Raw genomic sequence first — 17,566 nt, 5'->3', positions numbered from 1 at the left:
GGACGCACTAAGCTGAAGCGGTGATTTCCGTAGGCAATGAAAGCAGGACCGACGAAGCCGGCGCAAGCCGGCTTCGTCGCTTTCTGGCGCAATGCGCAGTTGTCAGACGTCTGAATCCGAAGCTTGATCTTAGGCCTGGAGAGACCGGTAAAAGACGGCTAAAGGCCATAGGATAAGCCTCTAAGCCCCAAAGGGTAAACACGCGATTGGCACGACAGAGCGGTCATCCTACAATGTCATCAGACAACGTACTACTTGATGCAATGAGGAGATATCCGTTGAACCCAGCCGCCCCCGCCGCCGATGCCCTCGAATCGGCCAGTTCCAAGGTCAAGCGTCACGTTCTGCCGCTGTTCCTCATCATGTTCATCGCGAACTACATCGATCGCGTGAACGTCGGTTTCGTGAATTCGCACATGCAGGCCGATCTCGGTATCGGCGCGGCGGCTTACGGGCTCGGCAGCGGCCTGTTTTTCATCGGCTATGCGCTCTTCGAAGTGCCGTCCAACGTGCTGATGCAGAAGTACGGCGCGCGCGCGTGGCTCACGCGCATCATGGGCACGTGGGGCATCGTCGCGGCGGCGATGGCCTTCGTCTGGAACGACACCTCGTTCTACGTGCTGCGCTTTCTGCTCGGCATCGCCGAGGCGGGCTTTTTTCCGGGCGTCGTCTATTACTTCACGCAATGGCTGCCGCAGAAAGAGCGCGGCAAGGCGGTCGCGATCTTCTTGGGCGGCTCGGCGTTCGCCTCCGTGCTGTCCGGCCCGATCACCGGCAGTCTGCTGTCGATCACCGGCCTCGGCCTGAAAGGCTGGCAGTGGATGTTCCTGATCGAAGGCGCGTTTTCCGTGCTGCTGTGCGGCGCAAGCTGGATGCTGCTGAAATCGCGCATCAGCGACGCGCACTGGCTCAGCGCCGACGAACAGCGCGCGCTGCAAAAAGCCATCACGACGGAGCAGGCCGAGCGCGAGGCCGCGAGCGGCGGCGCGCACGTTTCCGCGCTCAAGCTGCTGAAGGACCCGCAGATCGTGCTGTTCTGTTTTCTGTATTTCGCGATCCAATTGACGATCTACGCGGCGACCTTCTGGCTGCCGACGATCATCCGCAAGATGGGCGGCCTCTCCGATTTCCAGGTTGGCCTGTTCAACGCGGTGCCGTGGCTGATCGCGATGGTCGCCATGTACTGCTTCGCGCTGCTCTCCGCGCGCTGGCGCTTCCAGCAGGCGTGGCTCGCCACGGCGCTCGTGATCGCGGCGTGCGGCCTGTTCGCGTCGACGACCGGCAACGCGGTGCTCTCGTTTGTCGCGATCTGCTTCTCCGCAATCGGGTTCAAGGCGGCGGCGTCGCTGTTCTGGCCGATTCCGCAAGGCTATCTCGATGCCCGCGTCGCGGCTGGCGTCATCGCGCTGATCAACTCGGTCGGCAATCTCGGCGGCTTCTTCGCGCCCGCGACTTTCGGCTATCTTCAACAGCATACGGGCTCGGTGTCGGGCGGCCTGTACGCGCTCGGCGTCGCTTCGTTGATCGCGGCCGCCGCGGGATTCCTCACGCGCCATCGCCGGCAGGATCACACGCACGGCGGGCAGACCGCTCATCGCAGCGCACATTGAACGCTCGCTCAGTTCACAAGCTCAGTTCACAAAATTAAACCCACAGGATCACGCTCATGTCCACGAACGCAGTCAAACCGAACGCCACTCCGACCGTCACCGAATTGCGCGTCGTCCCGGTCGCGGGGCGCGACAGCATGCTCATGAATCTCTCCGGCGCGCACGGCCCGTTCTTCACGCGCAACATCGTGATCCTGAAGGACAGCGCGGGTAACACGGGCGTCGGCGAAGTGCCGGGCGGCGAGAGCATCCGCAAGACCATCGACGATGCGCGCGCGTATGTCGTCGGACAATCCATCGGCAACTTGCAGGCGGTGCTCAACCGCGTGCGCACGGCGTTCGCCGATCGCGACGCGGGCGGCCGCGGGCTGCAAACCTTCGATCTGCGCACGACCATTCACGCGGTCACGGCGCTCGAAGCGGCGCTGCTCGACCTGCTCGGCCAGCATCTGGGCGTGCCGGTCGCGGCGTTGCTCGGCGAAGGCCAGCAGCGCGATGAAGTCGAAATGCTCGGCTATCTGTTCTATATCGGCGATCGCAACAAGACGGATCTCGACTACGCATCCGGCGCGGATGGCCGCGACGACTGGGAGCGCCTGCGCACCGAAGTCGCGCTGACGCCGGAAGCGGTCGTGCGTCTGGCGGAAGCGGCGAAGGCGCGCTACGGCTTCAACGACTTCAAGCTCAAAGGCGGCGTGCTCACCGGCGACGCCGAAATGGAAGCCGCCACCGCGCTCGCGGAGCGTTTCCCGGAGGCGCGCGTGACGCTCGATCCGAACGGCGCGTGGTCGCTCGCGGAAGCGATCCGCCTGTGCCGCGACAAGCACGACGTGCTCGCCTACGCGGAAGATCCGTGCGGCGCGGAAAACGGTTATTCGGGCCGCGAAGTGATGGCCGAATTCCGCCGCGCGACCGGTCTGCCGACGGCGACGAACATGATCGCGACCGACTGGCGTCAGATGGGCCACGCCATTCAACTGCAATCCGTCGACATTCCGCTGGCCGATCCGCATTTCTGGACGATGCAGGGCTCGGTGCGCGTCGCTCAGATGTGCAACGACTGGGGCCTCACGTGGGGCTCGCATTCGAATAACCACTTCGACGTGTCGCTCGCGATGTTCACGCATGTCGCCGCGGCCGCGCCGGGCAAGATCACGGCCATCGACACGCACTGGATCTGGCAGGACGGCCAGCGTCTGACGCGCGAGCCGCTGCAGATCGTCGGCGGCAAGGTGAAGGTGCCGGAAGTGCCGGGTCTCGGCGTCGAACTCGACATGGACGAAGTCGAGAAGGCGCACGAGCTGTATCAGAAGCACGGCCTCGGCGCGCGCGATGACGGCGTCGCGATGCAGTATCTGATCCCGAACTGGAAGTTCGACAACAAGAAGCCTTGCCTCGTGCGCTGATCGCGGCGATGCATCGAAACGTGGCAGCGGCGCGCGCCGCTGCTACTTTTTCAGACGCTCGATCAACGCGACGGCCGCCGCCGGATTGACCACCTTGTGCCCGCTGATGACATACAGAAACACATCGCGCGCTTTGGCTTTCGGCGCGGCGCGGCCGAAGGTCTGCAAGTCGTCCGGCGAGCCGCCTTCGGCCCAGGTTTGCGCGCGCGCGGCCCAGCGATCGAGCGCGGCTTTCGCATAACCTTTGGCCTGCTTGTCCGTCGTGCCCATGATGCGTGCGTAGACGAAAGGCGCCGTGACATCCGCGATTTGCGGATACTTCGAATCTCCCGCAATCACCACCGCAACGCCGTACTTGCGCGCCAACTCGACGAACTGCGGATCGCAGAAACTCTCGTGCCGCACCTCGAGCGCATGCCGGATCGCGCGACCCTCGACTTTCGCGGGCAGCAGTTCGAGAAAGCGCTCGAAGTCTTCGGGATCGAACTTCTTGGTCGGCGCGAATTGCCAGTTGATCGGACCGAGTTTGTCCTTCAGTTCGAGCACGCCGCTCCCGAAAAAACGCTCGATCGTGTCGCCTGCATCGGCGAGCACGCGCCGGTTGGTCGCGTAGCGCGGCGCCTTGAGCGAGAGCACGAAATCGTCCGGCGTTTCGTCGCGCCATTTGATGAAGCTCGCGGGCTTCTGCGCGCCATAAAACGTGCCGTTCACTTCGATTGAAGTCAGCGCGCGGCTTGCGTATTCGAGTTCGCGTTTCTGCGCGAGGCCTTCGGGATAAAAGGTGCCGCGCCACGGCTCGAAGGTCCATCCGCCGACGCCGACATAAATGCGCGTGGTCTTTTTGCTGGTGGTCATCGGGCGCGCGTCCGCTTATTTGCGGCCGACGAGATAGCTCACGCCCTCGGGCCCGTATTGCTCCGAATGCTCGATGTTCGCCGCGAGATGGAAGACATCGCCGGCGCTGTAGGTGCGCGCGTCGTCGTCGGTGCGGCCGGTGCGGATCGTGAGATTGCCTTCGAGAATCAGCGCCTTGGCTTCGAACGGATGTGCGTGCAGGTCGAGCGCGACGTTCGGCTCGCGCGTGACGGTGACGACTTCGTTGAAGCCTTCGCTGGAAAGAGCGGCAAGAAATTCATCGCGATGCATGTCGTCATCCCGGTCGAAAAGGAAGCGAAGGGGAGTGCGCGCCCATTTGCGTGGGCGCGCGATGTCATGCATCTATGCTAACGCGGTTGCAAAAGCTGCGTTGGCCGCGTTCGAACGATCAAACTCGGTCGATCAAGCTCAGTTGCCGAAGAAGATGTTGCACTGCGGTCCCCGCGTGCAGGGCTTGGAGGCGGAGCTGTCCATCGTCATCGAACCGGCGGCGCCGCGTGTCATCGGCGCACCGCCATACGACGTGTCGCCGGACATGTCGCCCGGCTGGCTCTGCATGGCGCTTTGCCGGGGCGCGCTGGGATCGGTCCAGGTGTCGGCGGTTGCCTGTCCTGGCACCTGCGCGGTGCGATAGTAGGATTGCTGGGCCGAGGCGATGCCTGCGGTAGCGAGTAACGAGGCGGCGAGCGCCGCTAAGACGATACGTGATTTCATGTCGACTCCTTGTTCGGAAAACGCGCCCGCGCTTCGATGCGCAAGGACGCTGTTCGCTGATTCGGACCGATGTGCCGCACGGAACGTGCCACTTTCCGCTCCTTGCCATGCGTGGTGTGCCAGGCGGACATCGTGTTGGTTGGCGGCCAGGCGGTGCGCCGTGGCCCAAGTCCCGAGTTTCCAGGTATGCGACTCACGCACGGCGTCTCGCCGATGCGATGCAGACGAAGCGCCGGCGCGCGTGCCGGTGCGAAGGAACGTCGAGGACCCGCGGTCCGGAGAAGACGCATGCCGCGCTGCACACTTCATCGCTGCACACTTCGTTATAGGCCGCAGTTGGGAGAATGAACAGCACAATTGAGCCACGCGCCTGCATGCGGGCAGACGCGTGACGCAGGGCTGGCGCAGACGTCATCGACGCGGTGCGAACCAACACGAATCGACAAGCGCGCAACGGTTTTAGAATGCCAAGCTGCAAGCCTTCTCACGACTTCTCACGCACGCAAGGACCTCGCGACCATGACCGTCACCATCTACCACAATCCAAAGTGCGGCACGTCCCGCAACACGCTCGCGCTGATCCGCAACGCGGGTATCGAGCCTGTCGTGATCGAGTATCTGACGGCGCCGCCGGATCGCGCCACGCTCGTCGCGCTGATCGCGCGCGCGGGGCTTTCGGTGCGCGATGCGCTGCGCGAAAAAGGCACGCCATATGCCGAACTCGGCCTCGACGATGTCACGCTCACCGACGATCAACTCATCGACGCAATGCTCGCGCATCCGATCCTCATCAACCGGCCGTTCGTCGATACGCCGCAGGGCGCGCGCCTGTGCCGTCCGTCCGAACTCGTGCTCGATATCCTGCCCGAGCCGCAGAAAGGCCCGTTCACGAAAGAAGACGGCGAAGTGGTGATCGACGCATCCGGCAAACGCGTGCACTGAAGCACCCTCGCGCGACGTGACCGTTACCTGACGTTACCTTTCTGGCAGACCCGTTGCACCTGTATCCAAAGTCGACTTTTAGACTGCACTGACTCACAGAGCACTTCACAGCGCACTCGGTGCAGGGAGAAATCGACATGAAAAAGAAACTTCTCGGAATGGTGATCGGGCTTGGCGGGTTGACTGCGCTGGCCGTGTCGGCGACGGCGAATGCGCACGTCGACGTAGCGGTGGGCCTGGGCGTGCCGGTGTATTCGCAGCCGGTTTATGCGCAGCCCGCGGTGCCGGTCGGCTACTACGGATACGGCGACGATCACGAACGCTGGCGCGAGCGCGAATGGCGCCGTCATGAATGGCGCGAGCGTCAGTGGCGTCATGAGGCGCACCGCGAAGAGCGCTGGCACGAGCGCCACGGCTGGTAAGCCTTTATGCGTCGATGAAACGCGGCAAGCGGATTGCTTCGCCGCGTTTCGTTTTATTCGGCATTCACGCGAGCAACCGGCCTCAGACTTCCTCGATGTCGCCATACTTCGCGCGTTCGTGTTCCGGCTTGTCCATCCAGCGCCGCAACAGACGTTTTTCGATGAGACGCCCGACCGTCATCAGCGCAATCATCAGAAGCATGGCGATGAACGCGACGCTCCACACGCCCAGCCCGCAGACGATGCCGACCGCCGCCGTCACCCAGATGGACGCCGCCGTGGTCAGCCCGCGCACGCGGTTCTCGCGCGGGTTCTGCAGGATCACGCCTGCGCCGAGAAAGCCGACGCCGGTCACGATGCCCTGAACGGCGCGCGACACGTCGGCGTCGTTCGAGAGAGTCATCGAGAAGCCTTGCGCGCACATCGTCGCGAGACACGCGCCGAGCGACACGAGCCCGAGCGTCTTCATGCCCGTCGGCTTGCCGTGCAGATCGCGATCGATGCCGATGATGCAGCCGATCAGCATCGCGATGAGCATGCGGGCGACGGCGTCGGCGAGAAGGGGATAGGGGAGCATCGCGCGTGTGAAGGTGGCCGAAGGTGGCTGACGGTGGCTGACGGTGGCTGTAAGCCGGATCATCTTCGCACTAAAAGCGCGGCGGCGGCAGCCGTGCCCAATTTTGGCGCGCTAACGTGCCGGTTCGCCGAAATCCGAAACGCAGAAGCAAGCACAAGTCAGGAGACGCAATGAGCCAGCTGCCCAAATTCACGATGGTCGATGCCGCCCCGACGCCGGTCGGCCCGTTTTCGCACGCGGCCGAAGCCGACGGCTGGGTGTTCCTGACCGGCCAGATGCCGACCGACCCGCACGACGACACCGCGCCGCTGCCCGAAGGCGTCGCGGCCCAGACGCGGCGCGTGATGAACAATCTGATCATCGTGCTGGGCGGCGTGGGCCTTACGCTCGACAACGTGGTGAGCGTGCGCATCTTCCTGACCGAATTCAAGCGCGACTATGACGCCATGAACGCCGTCTACAGTTCGTACTTCCTGCCGAAGCCGCTGCCGGCGCGCACGTGCATCGGCGTGACGGGACTGGCGCGCGACGCGCTCGTGGAGATCGATTTCGTCGCGAAGCGGCCTTAACGGGCCTTAAGCGCCTTTCGCAGCACGCTTCGAAGCATCGACCCAGCGGAACGTGAGATTGATGCGCTCGCCGCGCGCGCCCGGCTCCTTCGGCACGCGATGCACCCATTCGAGCTGCGTGCGCCCGCGCATCACGAGCAGGCCGCCGTGCGTGAGCGCGAGCGTGTGCGTCGTATGCGTGCGCGCGTGACGGAATTCGAACGTTCGCGTCGTGCCGAGACTCACCGATGCAATCACCGGCTCCGCGCCGAGTTCGCGTTCCTTGTCGGCATGCCAGCCCATGCTGTCGTGCCCGCCGCGATAGCGGTTCAGCAGCACGCTGTTGAAGCGCGCGCCGCACGCCTGTTCGGCGCGCTCGCGCAAGCAGGCGACGGCAGGCGTCCACGGCTGCGGCACGTTGCGGATGCCCGAATAAACGTAGACCGCGTCCGGGTCGCCCTGCCACGCGGTCAGGCGCGGCAGCGGCACGCGGCCGGCGGGCGTCGTCATCGTGTCCTGCTGCCAGCGCACTTCCTCGATCAGCGCGCCCATCAGGTCGGAGCCCTCGTCGGCGCCGATCCAGTCGGGATCCCACAGGATGTCGGGCTTGGGAATGTCGTCGAAGAGATCGAACATGGTGCGTTAAGGACGGCGGCGCGCGAAACATTCACGATAGCAGAGGCGCCGCGCGCCGTATTGCTCGTCCATTTTTCTAGCCCGCACACGCGCTGTGCTACAGTCGCCTGATCATCTCAAAAATGTCGTGCGACGGTCCGAACACAGGGTTTCGCACGACGGCGACTCTCGGGGACTCGCATGAATACCACCGCCGAAGCGAGCGGCGGCGCGGCGCCGTGCCGCCGCATCCTGCTCGTCGATGACAGCGTCGATGCGGCGCTTGCCATGTCGATGCTGCTCGAAGCACTCGGGCATGAGGTGCGCACCGAATACGACGGACCGCGCGCGCTCGCCTCGATCGACGATTTCCGGCCCGACGTGGTCGTGCTCGATATCGGCCTGCCCGGCATGAGCGGCTTCGACGTGGCGCGCGAAATGCGAAAGCGCGCCGCGACCAAGGACGCGCTGCTGCTCGCGCTGACGGGCTACAGCAGCGAGGCCGACCGCCTGCGCGCGCTTGACGCGGGCTTCGATCATCATCTGACGAAGCCGGTCACCTTCGACGCGCTCGAAGCGCTGCTCGCCGCGCCGCGCGCTTAAGCGCCTGCGTCAATCGATCTGTAGCCGCGCCATATACGGCAAGTGATCCGACAGCCACGCCGTATCCTGCGTCGGAATAAGCCATTCGACCGGTTTCAGCCCGCGCACGAACATCTTGTCGAGCGCGAGCGCCGGCGAGAACGCGGGAAAGGTGCGGCCGGATTCGCCGAGCATCGTCGCGACTTCGTTCATGCCCAGTTCGCGGAACAGCGGCACGGAGTCGTTGCGCCAGTCGTTGAAGTCGCCCGCCAGCACGAGCGGGCCTTCGGGCGCTTCCTTCGCGATCCAGTGCGCAATCCAGTTCATCTGCCGCAGCCGCGCCTGACGCGTCAGCGCAAGATGCGCGCAGAGCAGCGTGATGGACTGCCCGGCGAACGTAGCGCGCGCCACCAGCAGCCCGCGCCGCTCGAAGCGATGCGCGGAGATGTCCCAGCGGCCGGAAAGATCCAGCGGATGCGGCGACAGAATGGCGTTGCCATGCCGCCACGACGGCTTGAACACGTTCGGCCCAAGCGCGATCTGCAATTCGAGCGCGGTCGCGATTTCCGTTGCCTGGCAATGCCAGACATCGTCGAGCGGCGCGTGCAGCGGATCGCCGAAGCCGCTTGCCAGCACCGGCTGCGGCATGCGCCGCGCCATTGCTTCCTGAAGAAAATAGACGTCGGCGTTGGTGGTCTGAACCCACCGCTGCATCGCGTTCCAGGCGCGCAGGCCGAGCGGCGAGCGGCCCTTGTGAAGATTCCAGCTGACCGCCGTGAAATCGGGCGTGGCCGAGTGGGCGGATGGGCCGGGCGGAAGATGTTCTGGGTTTCGCATGCGTTCCTGCTCTGTAGCGGCGGCCTCTCAAGGCGATAGAGGCTAGGTCGCCGCGGTTGTCATTGCGCCGCCGTGGCCGAACCGAGGCTCGCGCGCACCCGGTACGCGAGCGACGGATTGCCGTCGACGATCTGCCACTGCCCCCATTCGCCCGGCTTGAGCACGAGCCCCGGATGCGATGCGTTCACCTGCCGCGGCACCGGCGGCAGCTTGCAGCCGGACGGCGAGACGCGCGTGCTCTCTTCCTGCAGGGTTTCCTGCGCATCGATGGCGAGCGTGATGTCGTCGGCGCTCGCGTGGGTCGGCGAGATCGTGAGGGTGCGCTGCAGGTCGATGTCGCCCGCCGGCTGATCCGCGCATCCGACGCGATTCTGCACCTTGTTGTGATGCGTATCCGTGCGCGCCTGCCCGACGTTGGTGGTGCCCGAAAACGTGTCGATCTGCTTGCCGTCCTGCACGACCTGCAATTCCCAGTTGACCGGCTGCGGCGGCGCGATTTGCGCGTGCGCGCCGGCGGCGGCGAAACAGGCGCCCGCCACGAGCGCGGCATGCATGAAAGACGAAATGGCGTTATGTAAGTTTTTTGTCATTGAAAGCGACTCCAGCGCGCGGACTGTACGGATGGCGGCGCGCTCGGCGAGCGGCCGCGGGATCGGCGATCCTCGGCGACTTCGTTCTGACACGGCGGCACTGGGCCGGTTCAGCGTGCGGATGAAACGGCCATAAAACGGCCATGAAACAGCGAAAGACGCCGGCGGAAACAGAACATTGGCCGGTTTTGAGCGGAGCAGGTTTCGAACCCGCCCGCCGTATCGATCCCGTCGATGATACTAGCGCGCGCCGATCGCGGCTTTTTCGGTGGAAACGCGGTGGACGCGGTCGTCCCGATTAGCAGCACCTGTGTGCGACTGCTCGCTTGCGCGGGCTTTTGGCGTCGATACACTGGACTCATCGACCAGAAAAATGACGGGGTGCGACATGACGACAGCCGTGGTCAAACAGGAACTGGCGGTGGCATCGTTCAGCAAGGTCTACAGTCTCGACGACGTGGAAACCGCGCTCAACGATCTGTCCGAAGGCGCGAGCGAAGCCTTGCGCGCCACCTACGAAAAAATGCTCAAGGCGGGCAATCTGCGCTTTTGCGTGAAGCCGAACCGCATGCCGTCCATCGACGATCTCGCGGACGCGCTGCCCAACTTCGAGGAGCCGCTCGCCGATATCCGCAAGCAGATCGCGCTGTGCCTCGAAACCGACGACCGCCTCGAACTCATGCCAATGCTCTTGCTGGGCGAACCGGGCATCGGCAAGACGCATTTCGCGAAACAACTCGCGCGGCTGCTCGGCACGTCCTGCCATTACGTCGCGATGAGTTCGCTCACGGCGGGCTGGATTTTGTCGGGCGCGTCGTCGCAATGGCGCAATGCGAAGCCGGGCAAGGTTTTCGATGCGCTCGTGAACGGCAGCTACGCAAACCCCGTCATGACCGTCGATGAAATCGACAAGGCCACCGGCGACGCGCAATACGATCCGCTCGGCGCGCTCTACGCGCTGCTGGAGCACGACACGGCGCAGACCTTCATCGACGAATTCGCCGAGGTGCCGATCAACGCGGGCAATGTCGTGTGGATCGCCACCGCCAACGACGCGCGCGCGATTCCCGAGCCGCTCATGAACCGCATGAACGTCTACGAGATTCCCGCGCCCGACCGCGACGGCGCGCGCCGCATCGGCCAGACGATCTACGCCGAAATCCGCAACGCGCACACGTGGGGCGCGCGCTTTCCCGAAACGCTCGGCGATGCGCCGCTCGACGCGCTCACGCAAGCCTCGCCGCGCGGCATGCGGCGCGCGATGTTGAACGCATTTGGCAACGCGCGAATCGATGGAAGGCATCATGTGGAAGCGCGCGATATCGAGCTGGATCGCAATTCGCGCAGAAAAGCGATCGGTTTCTGAAAAAAGCCGTCTTCGAAAACTTGCCGAAAACGCCGCCAAAACCTGTCTTTTTTGACATTTGGCGGCCAGATTCTTGCCCTTTTCTGAATTGCACCGGAAAACGATGCAATCCGCGTGCGTTTGTTGTGTATCGCGCAATAGTCCCGAACGTAGAATAGTTGGGATACATCTGCGGCGGAAAAGACATGGATCGGATCGAGTGCGTGGTGATCGGAGCGGGCGTCGTCGGGCTGGCCATTGCCCGGGCGCTGGCGTTGCGCGGACGCGAAGTCATCGTGCTGGAGTCGGGCGAAGGTATCGGCATCGGCACGAGTTCGCGCAACAGCGAAGTGATTCACGCGGGCATCTACTATCCGCGCGGCTCGCTCAAGGCCGATCTGTGCGTGCGCGGCCGCGACATGCTCTACGAATTCTGCCGCGCGCACGGCGTGCCGCACCGGCAATGCGGCAAGCTGCTCGTCGCGACGGCGCGCAATCAGGTGGCGCAACTCGCGGCGCTGGAGCAAAAGGGCATCGAGAACCGCGTGACCGGGCTCGTGCGCCTCTCCGGCGCGGAGGCGGCGGAACTGGAGCCGCAACTGCAATGCGTCGAGGCGGTGTATTCGCCGTTGACAGGAATCGTCGACAGTCATCAGTACATGCTCGCGCTGCAGGGCGACGCGGAGAATCACGGCGCGAGTATCGTGTTCCATACGCCCGTCACGGCCATCGATGCGCGCGAGGGCTGCTTTATCGTCGATACGGGAGGCGCCGCGCCCGCGCGTTTCCGGGCGTCGTATCTGATCAACAGCGCGGGGCTGCACGCCAACGAGATCGCGCGCAAGATCCGCGGCCTCGACGACCGCCACGTGCCGCCGCTCTACTTCGCGAAGGGCAACTATTTCAGCGTGAGCGGACGCGCGCCGTTCGACCGGCTCATCTATCCGATGCCGAACGAAGCCGGTCTGGGCGTGCATCTGACGATCGATCTCGGCGGGCAGGCGAAGTTCGGCCCCGACGTTGAATGGGCGCAGACGCTCAATTACGACGTCGATCCGCGCCGCGCCGAATCTTTCTACGCCGCGATCCGCGCGTACTGGCCGCGTCTGCCCGACGACGCGCTGCAGCCGGCCTATGCCGGCATCCGGCCGAAGCTCTCCGGTCCGGGACAGGCGGCAGCGGACTTCATGATCCAGGGCAAATCGGCGCATGGCGTGCCGGGACTCGTGAACCTGTTCGGCATCGAGTCGCCGGGACTGACGGCATCGCTTGCGATCGGCGAGCGCGTGGCCGACATGGCGCGCTGACTTACAGACGACTTTCCGTCGCCGCTTATCTCTAACATTTGACTGTTTCGACTCGCGTCCGCGTTGTTATGCTCGGATACCGCCGTCGTCAAGAACGGCGTTTATCCCCCAATACAACATGGAGTGAGTCACCATGAAGACATCGCGTCGCACGTTTCTGATCACCAGCGTGGGCGTCGCCTCGACGATCGCGCTCGGCACCCGTTCCGCTCTCGCCGATGCACCGAAGGTCGACGAAAACGATCCCACCGCGCAGGCGCTCGGCTACAAAAACGATGCGAGCAAGGTCGATAAGGCCAAGTTCGCGAAATACGCCGCCGGGCAGGACTGCGGCAACTGTCAGTTCTATCAGGGCAAGGCGAGCGACGCCTTCGCGCCGTGCCCGATGTTCAGCAGCAAGCTGGTCGCCTCGAAGGGCTGGTGCAGCGCGTATGTGAAGAAGGCATAACGCGCGGACAAGCGTCATCCGCCAGGCGCGCCCGGCCGTGAGGCCCGGCGCGCTTTTGTTCGTGCTGTGTTCGTGTTCAATTCGCTTGATCGGGATAAAAACCGTCTTTACACTCGCCAAGGCAAAAAGAGCCGCGCGTGCGAATCCATTCGACGAAACGCGGACAAGCCTGAGCCGATCATGCAGACGATGCGCACCATGCACACACAGGGGATCGCATGCCAGGAAGACGATTGAACGCGCGCGCCGTGACGGCGGCGGTCATCGGCAACGCGCTGGAGTGGTACGACTTCACCGTATTCGGCTTCATGACGGTGGTCATCGCGCGTCTGTTCTTCCCCGGCGAGAGCGACTACGCGTCGATTCTTCTGACCACCGCGACCTTCGGCGTCGCGTTCGTGATGCGGCCGGTCGGCGGCATCGTGCTCGGCCTCTACGCCGACCGCGCCGGGCGCAAGGCGGCGCTCACGCTCGTCATCGGACTGATGACGCTCGGCATTTTCCTGCTCGCAATTGCGCCGCCTTATTCGGCGATCGGCATCGGCGCGCCGCTCATCATCGTGTTCGCGCGGCTGCTGCAAGGCTTCTCGGCGGGCGGCGAATTCGGCAGCTCGACCGCGCTGCTGATCGAAGCCGCGCCGTTCTCCAAACGCGGCTTCTACGGCAGCTTCCAGATGGCGAGCCAGGCGGCGTCGCTGTTGCTCGGCGCGCTCGTCGGCGCGGCGATCTCGCGCGGACTGTCGCCCGCGGCGCTCGAATCCTGGGGCTGGCGCGTGCCGTTCATCTTCGGCCTCATCATCGGGCCGATCGGTCTTTATATTCGCCGCAACATGGCCGATACCGAAGCGTTCCTGCACGCGCGCAAGACCGCGCGCCGCGCGACGCTCGGCGAAGTGTTCCGCAGCCACAGCCGCGAAGTGCTGTGCGGGCTCGGCTCCGTGATCGCGCTCACGGTGACGGTGTACGTGCTGATCGCCTATCTGCCGACTTTCGCCGTCAAGCAACTGAAGCTGCCGTTTGAACAGTCGTTCACGGCGCTGATCGTCGGCAATCTGCTGTTGACGGTGCTTTCGCCGATTGCGGGCGCGTGGTCGGATCGCATCGGGCGCAAGGGATTGTCGCTGTGGTCGCTGCTGATTACGCTCGTCGTGATTTATCCGCTCTTCGCGTGGCTCGCCGCGGAGCCGAGCGTGATGCGGCTCGTGATCGTGCAGGCGCTGCTGTCCATCGCGCTGTCGGGCTACTATGGGCCGTTCGGCGCGCTCATCGCCGAACTGTTTCCCGCGCACGTGCGCTCGACGGGCCTCTCGCTCGCGTACAACATCGCGGTGATGATCTTCGGCGGCTTCGGGCAATTTATCGTGACGTGGCTGATCCGCGTCACGGAATCGCAACTCGCGCCCACGTTCTACGTGATGGGCGGACTCGTGCTCTCGCTGATCGCGGTGGCGTGCATTCCGGCGACGCGCCACGCCGACGTCGACGAGGCGCGCGACATCATCCGATAGACAACATCGGCCATATCGAAATGAAAGTGATCGAAAGCGGCAAGTTCACGGCCGAGCGCGCATGGGGCGCGCTCGATATCTGCGTGATGAACGGCACGTCGTGCCGTCTGCACTGGACCGACAAGCCCTACAAATGGCATGTCAACGACGGCGAGGAAGTGTTCGCCGTGATGCAGGGAGAAGTGCGCATGCACGTGCGCAGCGACGGGGACGAGCGCACGCTGGTGCTGCGCGCCGGCGACATCTTCCACGCGCAGGCCGGCGACGAGCATTTCGCCGAACCGGTCGGCGAGGCGCGCATTCTGGTGATCGAAAAGGAAGGCAGCGTTTGAGCGCGGTGCCGCTGCTTTAGCGTTGCAGTCCGGCCGCGACGAGCAGTTCGGCGAGCACTTCGGTCATGCCGCCTTCGTGCGCGGCGGCGCGTTCCTTCAGTTGCTGCACGAGTTTTTCGTCGAGTTTGCAGGCGAACGGCACGAGTCCCTTGGCCTGATCGAGCTTGCGCTGCTCGCGGCGGTCGACTTTCGCCTCGTCCGCGACGCCGGTGCGCGCACGGCTGCCGTGCTTGAGTTCGTTGGCGAGTTTGAACGCCTTGGTTTGTTCCAGCTGAAATTTGTTCACGCGATGCTCCGGGACAACGATTAATGGCAAGGCCCGTATTGTACGGAACGCGGCGGGCGCGTCAGCGGTTCGCGTCCGCCAGCGCGTCGATGCGCGCGCGCATGCGCCGCCAGTGCGAGCCTTCCCAGAACACGCGGCGGCAGACGTCGCAGGTCACGAAACGCGCGTGCCGCTCGCGCACGCCTTCGGGCACACGGCCGTCGATCTCGTTCGGCGCGGCGCGGCGCAGCGGCGCATTGCACATCAGGCACAGTCGAAACGCGCGCACGTGCGACGCGAGATCGAAGCGCACGGCCACTTCGCGCCACTGCTCGTCGGGTTGCAGCGCGCGCACATACGCGCCGTGCAGCACGGTGCGGCGCTTGAGCAGTTCGCGGTCGCGCGTGAGCACGACGCGCGTTTCGTCGTGCGCGAGTTGCTCGATTTCGTCGTCGGGGAAGTTGTTGTCGTAGCGCGTGTCGAAGCCCGCGAGCCGCAGCAGTTGCGCCAGGCCGCCGAGATGCGCATCCGCGATGAAGCGCAGGCCGGCGGCGTGCAGCGGCGGACGCAGCAACAGCGCGCCGTGCGCCAAGGCCGCGGGCGCGTGATGCGCGGGATAAACGTCGATGACATCGTCGGGCGCGATCTGCGCGTCGAATCCGACGGGGCGGCCGTTCTTCACGATCAGCGCGACTTCCGTGTGCGGCACGCCGAGCGCCTCGATCATGTGCTTGGTCGTCGATGTCTTCGCGCACGCGCATGCGAACGCGTGCCCGCGCAGCGGCCGGGCGAGGAAATCATTCAGTTCGCGATGGAAGTGAAAGCGCGCCTCGAGCATGCAGGCAGTATCGCATTCGCCGACTTCGACCGCTTGCTCGCGCTCGTGCACGCGGCGTGGCGATGTGCTTAACTGGCGCTCGGCAAACGGACTACCTGGGAGCATCGGCATGGATATCGGATTCATCGGACTGGGCGAAATGGGCGGCGCGATGGCGAGCAACGCGCTCAAGGCGGGACACACGGTGCGCGTCTGGAACCGTTCGCGCGACAAGACGCGCGCGCTCGCGGCAGAGGGCGCGTCGGTGGTGGATACGCCCGAGCAGGCCTTCGCCGGCGACGCCGCCTTTTCCATGCTCGCCGACGACCACGCGCTGCGTTCCGTGCTCGTCGATGGCGCCTTGCTCAAGCACGCGCCGAAGAACCTCGTGCACGTCAATATGGCGACGATTTCGGTGGCGCTCGCCATCGAACTCGCCGAATTGCACGCGCAGCATGGCATTGCGTACGTCGCCGCGCCGGTGCTCGGGCGGCCGGACGTCGCGGCGGCGGGCAAGCTCAACATTCTCGCGGCGGGCGCGAGCGAGGCCATCGACCGCGTGCAGCCGGTGCTCGATGCGCTCGGCCAGAAAACCTGGCGCGTCGGCAGCGAGCCGCAGCACGCGAACGTGCTCAAGCTCGCGGCGAATTTCATGCTGGCGTCGGCGATCGAGTCCTTCGGCGAAGCGGCGGCGCTCGTGAGCGGTCACGGCATCGAGTCGCAGACCTTGCTCGATGTCATCACGAATTCGCTGTTTCCGGGGCCGGTGTATCAGGGCTACGGGAAGATGATCGCGGAGCGGCGCTACGAGCCGGCGCTTTTCAAGGCGCGCCTGGGCCTGAAGGACGTGCGTCTCGCGATTGCGGCCGGTGACGCGGTGAACGTGCCGCTGCCGGTGGCGAGCGTCGTGCGCGACAACCTGGTCGATGCGCTCGCCCACGGCGACGGCGAGAAGGATTTCGCCGTGCTGGGCCAGGTGGCGGCGCGCCGCGCCGGACAGTGAGTGTGCGGATTCCATACGCACGATGGGGCGAAGCGCGGATTTCGCCCGTCGCGGCGCGGGCGGACGGCATAATGCGAGTCCCTTTTCTACACGCCGCGCCGCAATGAAACTGCATGTCTGGTGGCTGTTCGTCGCTACAGTCTTCGTCGTCTCCGCGATTCCCGGTCCCAACATGCTGCTCGTGATGACGCACGGCGCGCGTCACGGCTTGAAGCGCTCGACCGCCACCATGGGCGGCTGCCTCTCCGCCCTCGTCATCATGCTCTCGGTGTCGGCGGCGGGCCTCGGCGTGTTTCTCGAAGCGTGGCCGCGCCTGTTCGACACGTTGCGCTTTATCGGCGCGGCTTATCTCGTCTGGCTGGGTGTGAAGAGCTGGCGCGCCAAAGCGAGCGCAGCCGATGTTCGCGACGCAAGCGCGGGCACGCCGTCGGCCGGACGCGCGACGCTGTTTCGCAACGGCTTTCTCGTCGCGGGCAGCAATCCGAAGGCGATTCTTTTTGCGGCGGCGCTGCTGCCGCAATTCATCGACGCGAGCCGGCCCGTGCTGCCGCAGTTCGCGGTGCTCGTGTCGACGTTCGCGGTCATCGAGGTGAGCTGGTACGCGGTGTATGCAGGCCTCGGCGCGCGCATCGGCGACAGGCTGAAAAGCGCGAGCGTCGCCCAGGCGTTCAATCGCCTGACCGGCGGCGTCTTCGTCGGCTTCGGCGCAATGATGGCGCTCGTGCGCCACTGAGCGTTGCCAAACTCCACCGAGCACCACTGAGCGCCGGACGTAAAACAAACGTCTGCACGAACGGGCGCACGTTTTGCTCCCTTGCGAAC

The 17,566-nt window shown here is 64.8% G+C and carries 22 protein-coding genes; 13 read left to right on the top strand and 9 right to left on the bottom strand.

The features are described 5' to 3' along the window. Nucleotides 1-278: 278 nt before the first annotated feature. Both BRPE64_RS12795 and gudD read left to right on the top strand, forming a co-directional pair. Entirely contained in the window at nt 279-1,610 is a 1,332-nt protein-coding gene (locus tag BRPE64_RS12795) for an MFS transporter (RefSeq protein ID WP_016346541.1), read from the top strand. A gap of 56 nt (nt 1,611-1,666) precedes the next feature. Further along, nucleotides 1,667-3,016: a glucarate dehydratase gene (gudD, locus tag BRPE64_RS12790; RefSeq protein ID WP_016346540.1), complete on the top strand. Its 1,350-nt coding sequence runs from the start codon at nt 1,667-1,669 to the stop codon at nt 3,014-3,016. 42 nt (nt 3,017-3,058) lie between these two features. On the opposite strand, the gene BRPE64_RS12785 is transcribed toward gudD, so the two are convergent. The 3 genes from BRPE64_RS12785 to BRPE64_RS12775 all read right to left on the bottom strand — a co-directional run bounded on the left by BRPE64_RS12785 (nt 3,059) and on the right by BRPE64_RS12775 (nt 4,606). Further along, nucleotides 3,059-3,871 carry a DUF72 domain-containing protein gene (locus BRPE64_RS12785; RefSeq protein ID WP_016346539.1) on the bottom strand — a complete coding sequence of 271 codons (813 nt, stop codon included), beginning with the start codon at nt 3,869-3,871 and terminating at the stop codon, nt 3,059-3,061. Between the two features lie 15 nt (nt 3,872-3,886). Next, the gene (locus BRPE64_RS12780) at nt 3,887-4,162 is read right to left on the bottom strand and encodes a cupin domain-containing protein (RefSeq protein WP_016346538.1); all 276 of its coding nucleotides are present in this window, start codon (nt 4,160-4,162) and stop codon (nt 3,887-3,889) included. Between the two features lie 138 nt (nt 4,163-4,300). Next, the gene (locus BRPE64_RS12775; RefSeq protein ID WP_044041671.1) at nt 4,301-4,606 is read right to left on the bottom strand and encodes a hypothetical protein; all 306 of its coding nucleotides are present in this window, start codon (nt 4,604-4,606) and stop codon (nt 4,301-4,303) included. A gap of 519 nt (nt 4,607-5,125) precedes the next feature. On the opposite strand from BRPE64_RS12775, the gene arsC reads away from it, so the two are divergent. After that, on the top strand, nt 5,126-5,548 hold the full coding sequence (gene arsC, locus BRPE64_RS12770) for an arsenate reductase (glutaredoxin) (protein WP_016346536.1): 423 nt from the start codon (nt 5,126-5,128) through the stop codon (nt 5,546-5,548). 137 nt (nt 5,549-5,685) lie between these two features. Further along, entirely contained in the window at nt 5,686-5,970 is a 285-nt protein-coding gene (locus BRPE64_RS12765; protein WP_044041669.1) for a hypothetical protein, read from the top strand. Nucleotides 5,971-6,052: 82 nt separating this feature from the next. Here BRPE64_RS12765 and BRPE64_RS12760 read toward each other — a convergent pair whose 3' ends face one another. Next, nucleotides 6,053-6,547 (bottom strand): MgtC/SapB family protein, encoded by a 495-nt coding sequence (locus BRPE64_RS12760; RefSeq protein WP_044041668.1) that lies wholly within the window; start codon nt 6,545-6,547, stop codon nt 6,053-6,055. 170 nt (nt 6,548-6,717) lie between these two features. Between BRPE64_RS12760 and BRPE64_RS12755 the strand changes: the two genes are divergently transcribed. Beyond that, nucleotides 6,718-7,116 (top strand): RidA family protein, encoded by a 399-nt coding sequence (locus BRPE64_RS12755; protein WP_016346533.1) that lies wholly within the window; start codon nt 6,718-6,720, stop codon nt 7,114-7,116. A 6-nt stretch (nt 7,117-7,122) separates the two neighbouring features. On the opposite strand, the gene BRPE64_RS12750 is transcribed toward BRPE64_RS12755, so the two are convergent. After that, on the bottom strand, nt 7,123-7,731 hold the full coding sequence (locus tag BRPE64_RS12750; protein ID WP_016346532.1) for an alpha-ketoglutarate-dependent dioxygenase AlkB family protein: 609 nt from the start codon (nt 7,729-7,731) through the stop codon (nt 7,123-7,125). Nucleotides 7,732-7,911: 180 nt separating this feature from the next. On the opposite strand from BRPE64_RS12750, the gene BRPE64_RS12745 reads away from it, so the two are divergent. Continuing rightward, complete coding sequence (locus tag BRPE64_RS12745; RefSeq protein ID WP_016346531.1) at nt 7,912-8,313, top strand: response regulator; 402 nt, start codon at nt 7,912-7,914, stop codon at nt 8,311-8,313. 9 nt (nt 8,314-8,322) lie between these two features. Here the strand turns inward: BRPE64_RS12745 and BRPE64_RS12740 are convergent, their stop codons facing one another. After that, entirely contained in the window at nt 8,323-9,129 is an 807-nt protein-coding gene (locus BRPE64_RS12740) for an endonuclease/exonuclease/phosphatase family protein (RefSeq protein WP_016346530.1), read from the bottom strand. Between the two features lie 59 nt (nt 9,130-9,188). Then, nucleotides 9,189-9,683, bottom strand: a complete 495-nt coding sequence (locus tag BRPE64_RS12735; RefSeq protein WP_016346529.1) for a hypothetical protein — start codon at nt 9,681-9,683, stop codon at nt 9,189-9,191. 424 nt (nt 9,684-10,107) lie between these two features. Between BRPE64_RS12735 and BRPE64_RS12730 the strand changes: the two genes are divergently transcribed. The 5 genes from BRPE64_RS12730 to BRPE64_RS12710 all read left to right on the top strand — a co-directional run bounded on the left by BRPE64_RS12730 (nt 10,108) and on the right by BRPE64_RS12710 (nt 14,659). Beyond that, entirely contained in the window at nt 10,108-11,085 is a 978-nt protein-coding gene (locus BRPE64_RS12730; protein WP_016346528.1) for an AAA family ATPase, read from the top strand. Between the two features lie 185 nt (nt 11,086-11,270). Next, the gene (locus tag BRPE64_RS12725) at nt 11,271-12,371 is read left to right on the top strand and encodes an NAD(P)/FAD-dependent oxidoreductase (RefSeq protein ID WP_016346527.1); all 1,101 of its coding nucleotides are present in this window, start codon (nt 11,271-11,273) and stop codon (nt 12,369-12,371) included. Nucleotides 12,372-12,504: 133 nt separating this feature from the next. After that, nucleotides 12,505-12,819, top strand: a complete 315-nt coding sequence (locus BRPE64_RS12720) for a high-potential iron-sulfur protein (RefSeq protein WP_016346526.1) — start codon at nt 12,505-12,507, stop codon at nt 12,817-12,819. Between the two features lie 218 nt (nt 12,820-13,037). Then, nucleotides 13,038-14,327, top strand: a complete 1,290-nt coding sequence (locus BRPE64_RS12715; protein WP_044041664.1) for an MFS transporter — start codon at nt 13,038-13,040, stop codon at nt 14,325-14,327. 20 nt (nt 14,328-14,347) lie between these two features. Next, nucleotides 14,348-14,659 carry a cupin domain-containing protein gene (locus BRPE64_RS12710; protein WP_016346523.1) on the top strand — a complete coding sequence of 104 codons (312 nt, stop codon included), beginning with the start codon at nt 14,348-14,350 and terminating at the stop codon, nt 14,657-14,659. A 16-nt stretch (nt 14,660-14,675) separates the two neighbouring features. Here the strand turns inward: BRPE64_RS12710 and BRPE64_RS12705 are convergent, their stop codons facing one another. Continuing rightward, a complete protein-coding gene (locus BRPE64_RS12705) occupies nt 14,676-14,945 on the bottom strand; it encodes a hypothetical protein (RefSeq protein ID WP_016346522.1) in 270 nt (89 codons plus the stop codon). A gap of 61 nt (nt 14,946-15,006) precedes the next feature. Beyond that, on the bottom strand, nt 15,007-15,762 hold the full coding sequence (locus BRPE64_RS12700) for a Mut7-C RNAse domain-containing protein (protein ID WP_044042182.1): 756 nt from the start codon (nt 15,760-15,762) through the stop codon (nt 15,007-15,009). 109 nt (nt 15,763-15,871) lie between these two features. On the opposite strand from BRPE64_RS12700, the gene BRPE64_RS12695 reads away from it, so the two are divergent. Both BRPE64_RS12695 and BRPE64_RS12690 read left to right on the top strand, forming a co-directional pair. Beyond that, nucleotides 15,872-16,744 carry an NAD(P)-dependent oxidoreductase gene (locus BRPE64_RS12695; protein ID WP_016346520.1) on the top strand — a complete coding sequence of 291 codons (873 nt, stop codon included), beginning with the start codon at nt 15,872-15,874 and terminating at the stop codon, nt 16,742-16,744. Nucleotides 16,745-16,847: 103 nt separating this feature from the next. Then, complete coding sequence (locus tag BRPE64_RS12690; RefSeq protein WP_016346519.1) at nt 16,848-17,477, top strand: LysE family translocator; 630 nt, start codon at nt 16,848-16,850, stop codon at nt 17,475-17,477. The last annotated feature ends 89 nt before the right edge of the window (nt 17,478-17,566 follow it).

Origin of the sequence: Caballeronia insecticola (assembly GCF_000402035.1) — a bacterium.
Lineage (GTDB): Bacteria > Pseudomonadota > Gammaproteobacteria > Burkholderiales > Burkholderiaceae > Caballeronia > Caballeronia insecticola.
This window is presented reverse-complemented; position numbering and strand designations above follow the sequence as displayed.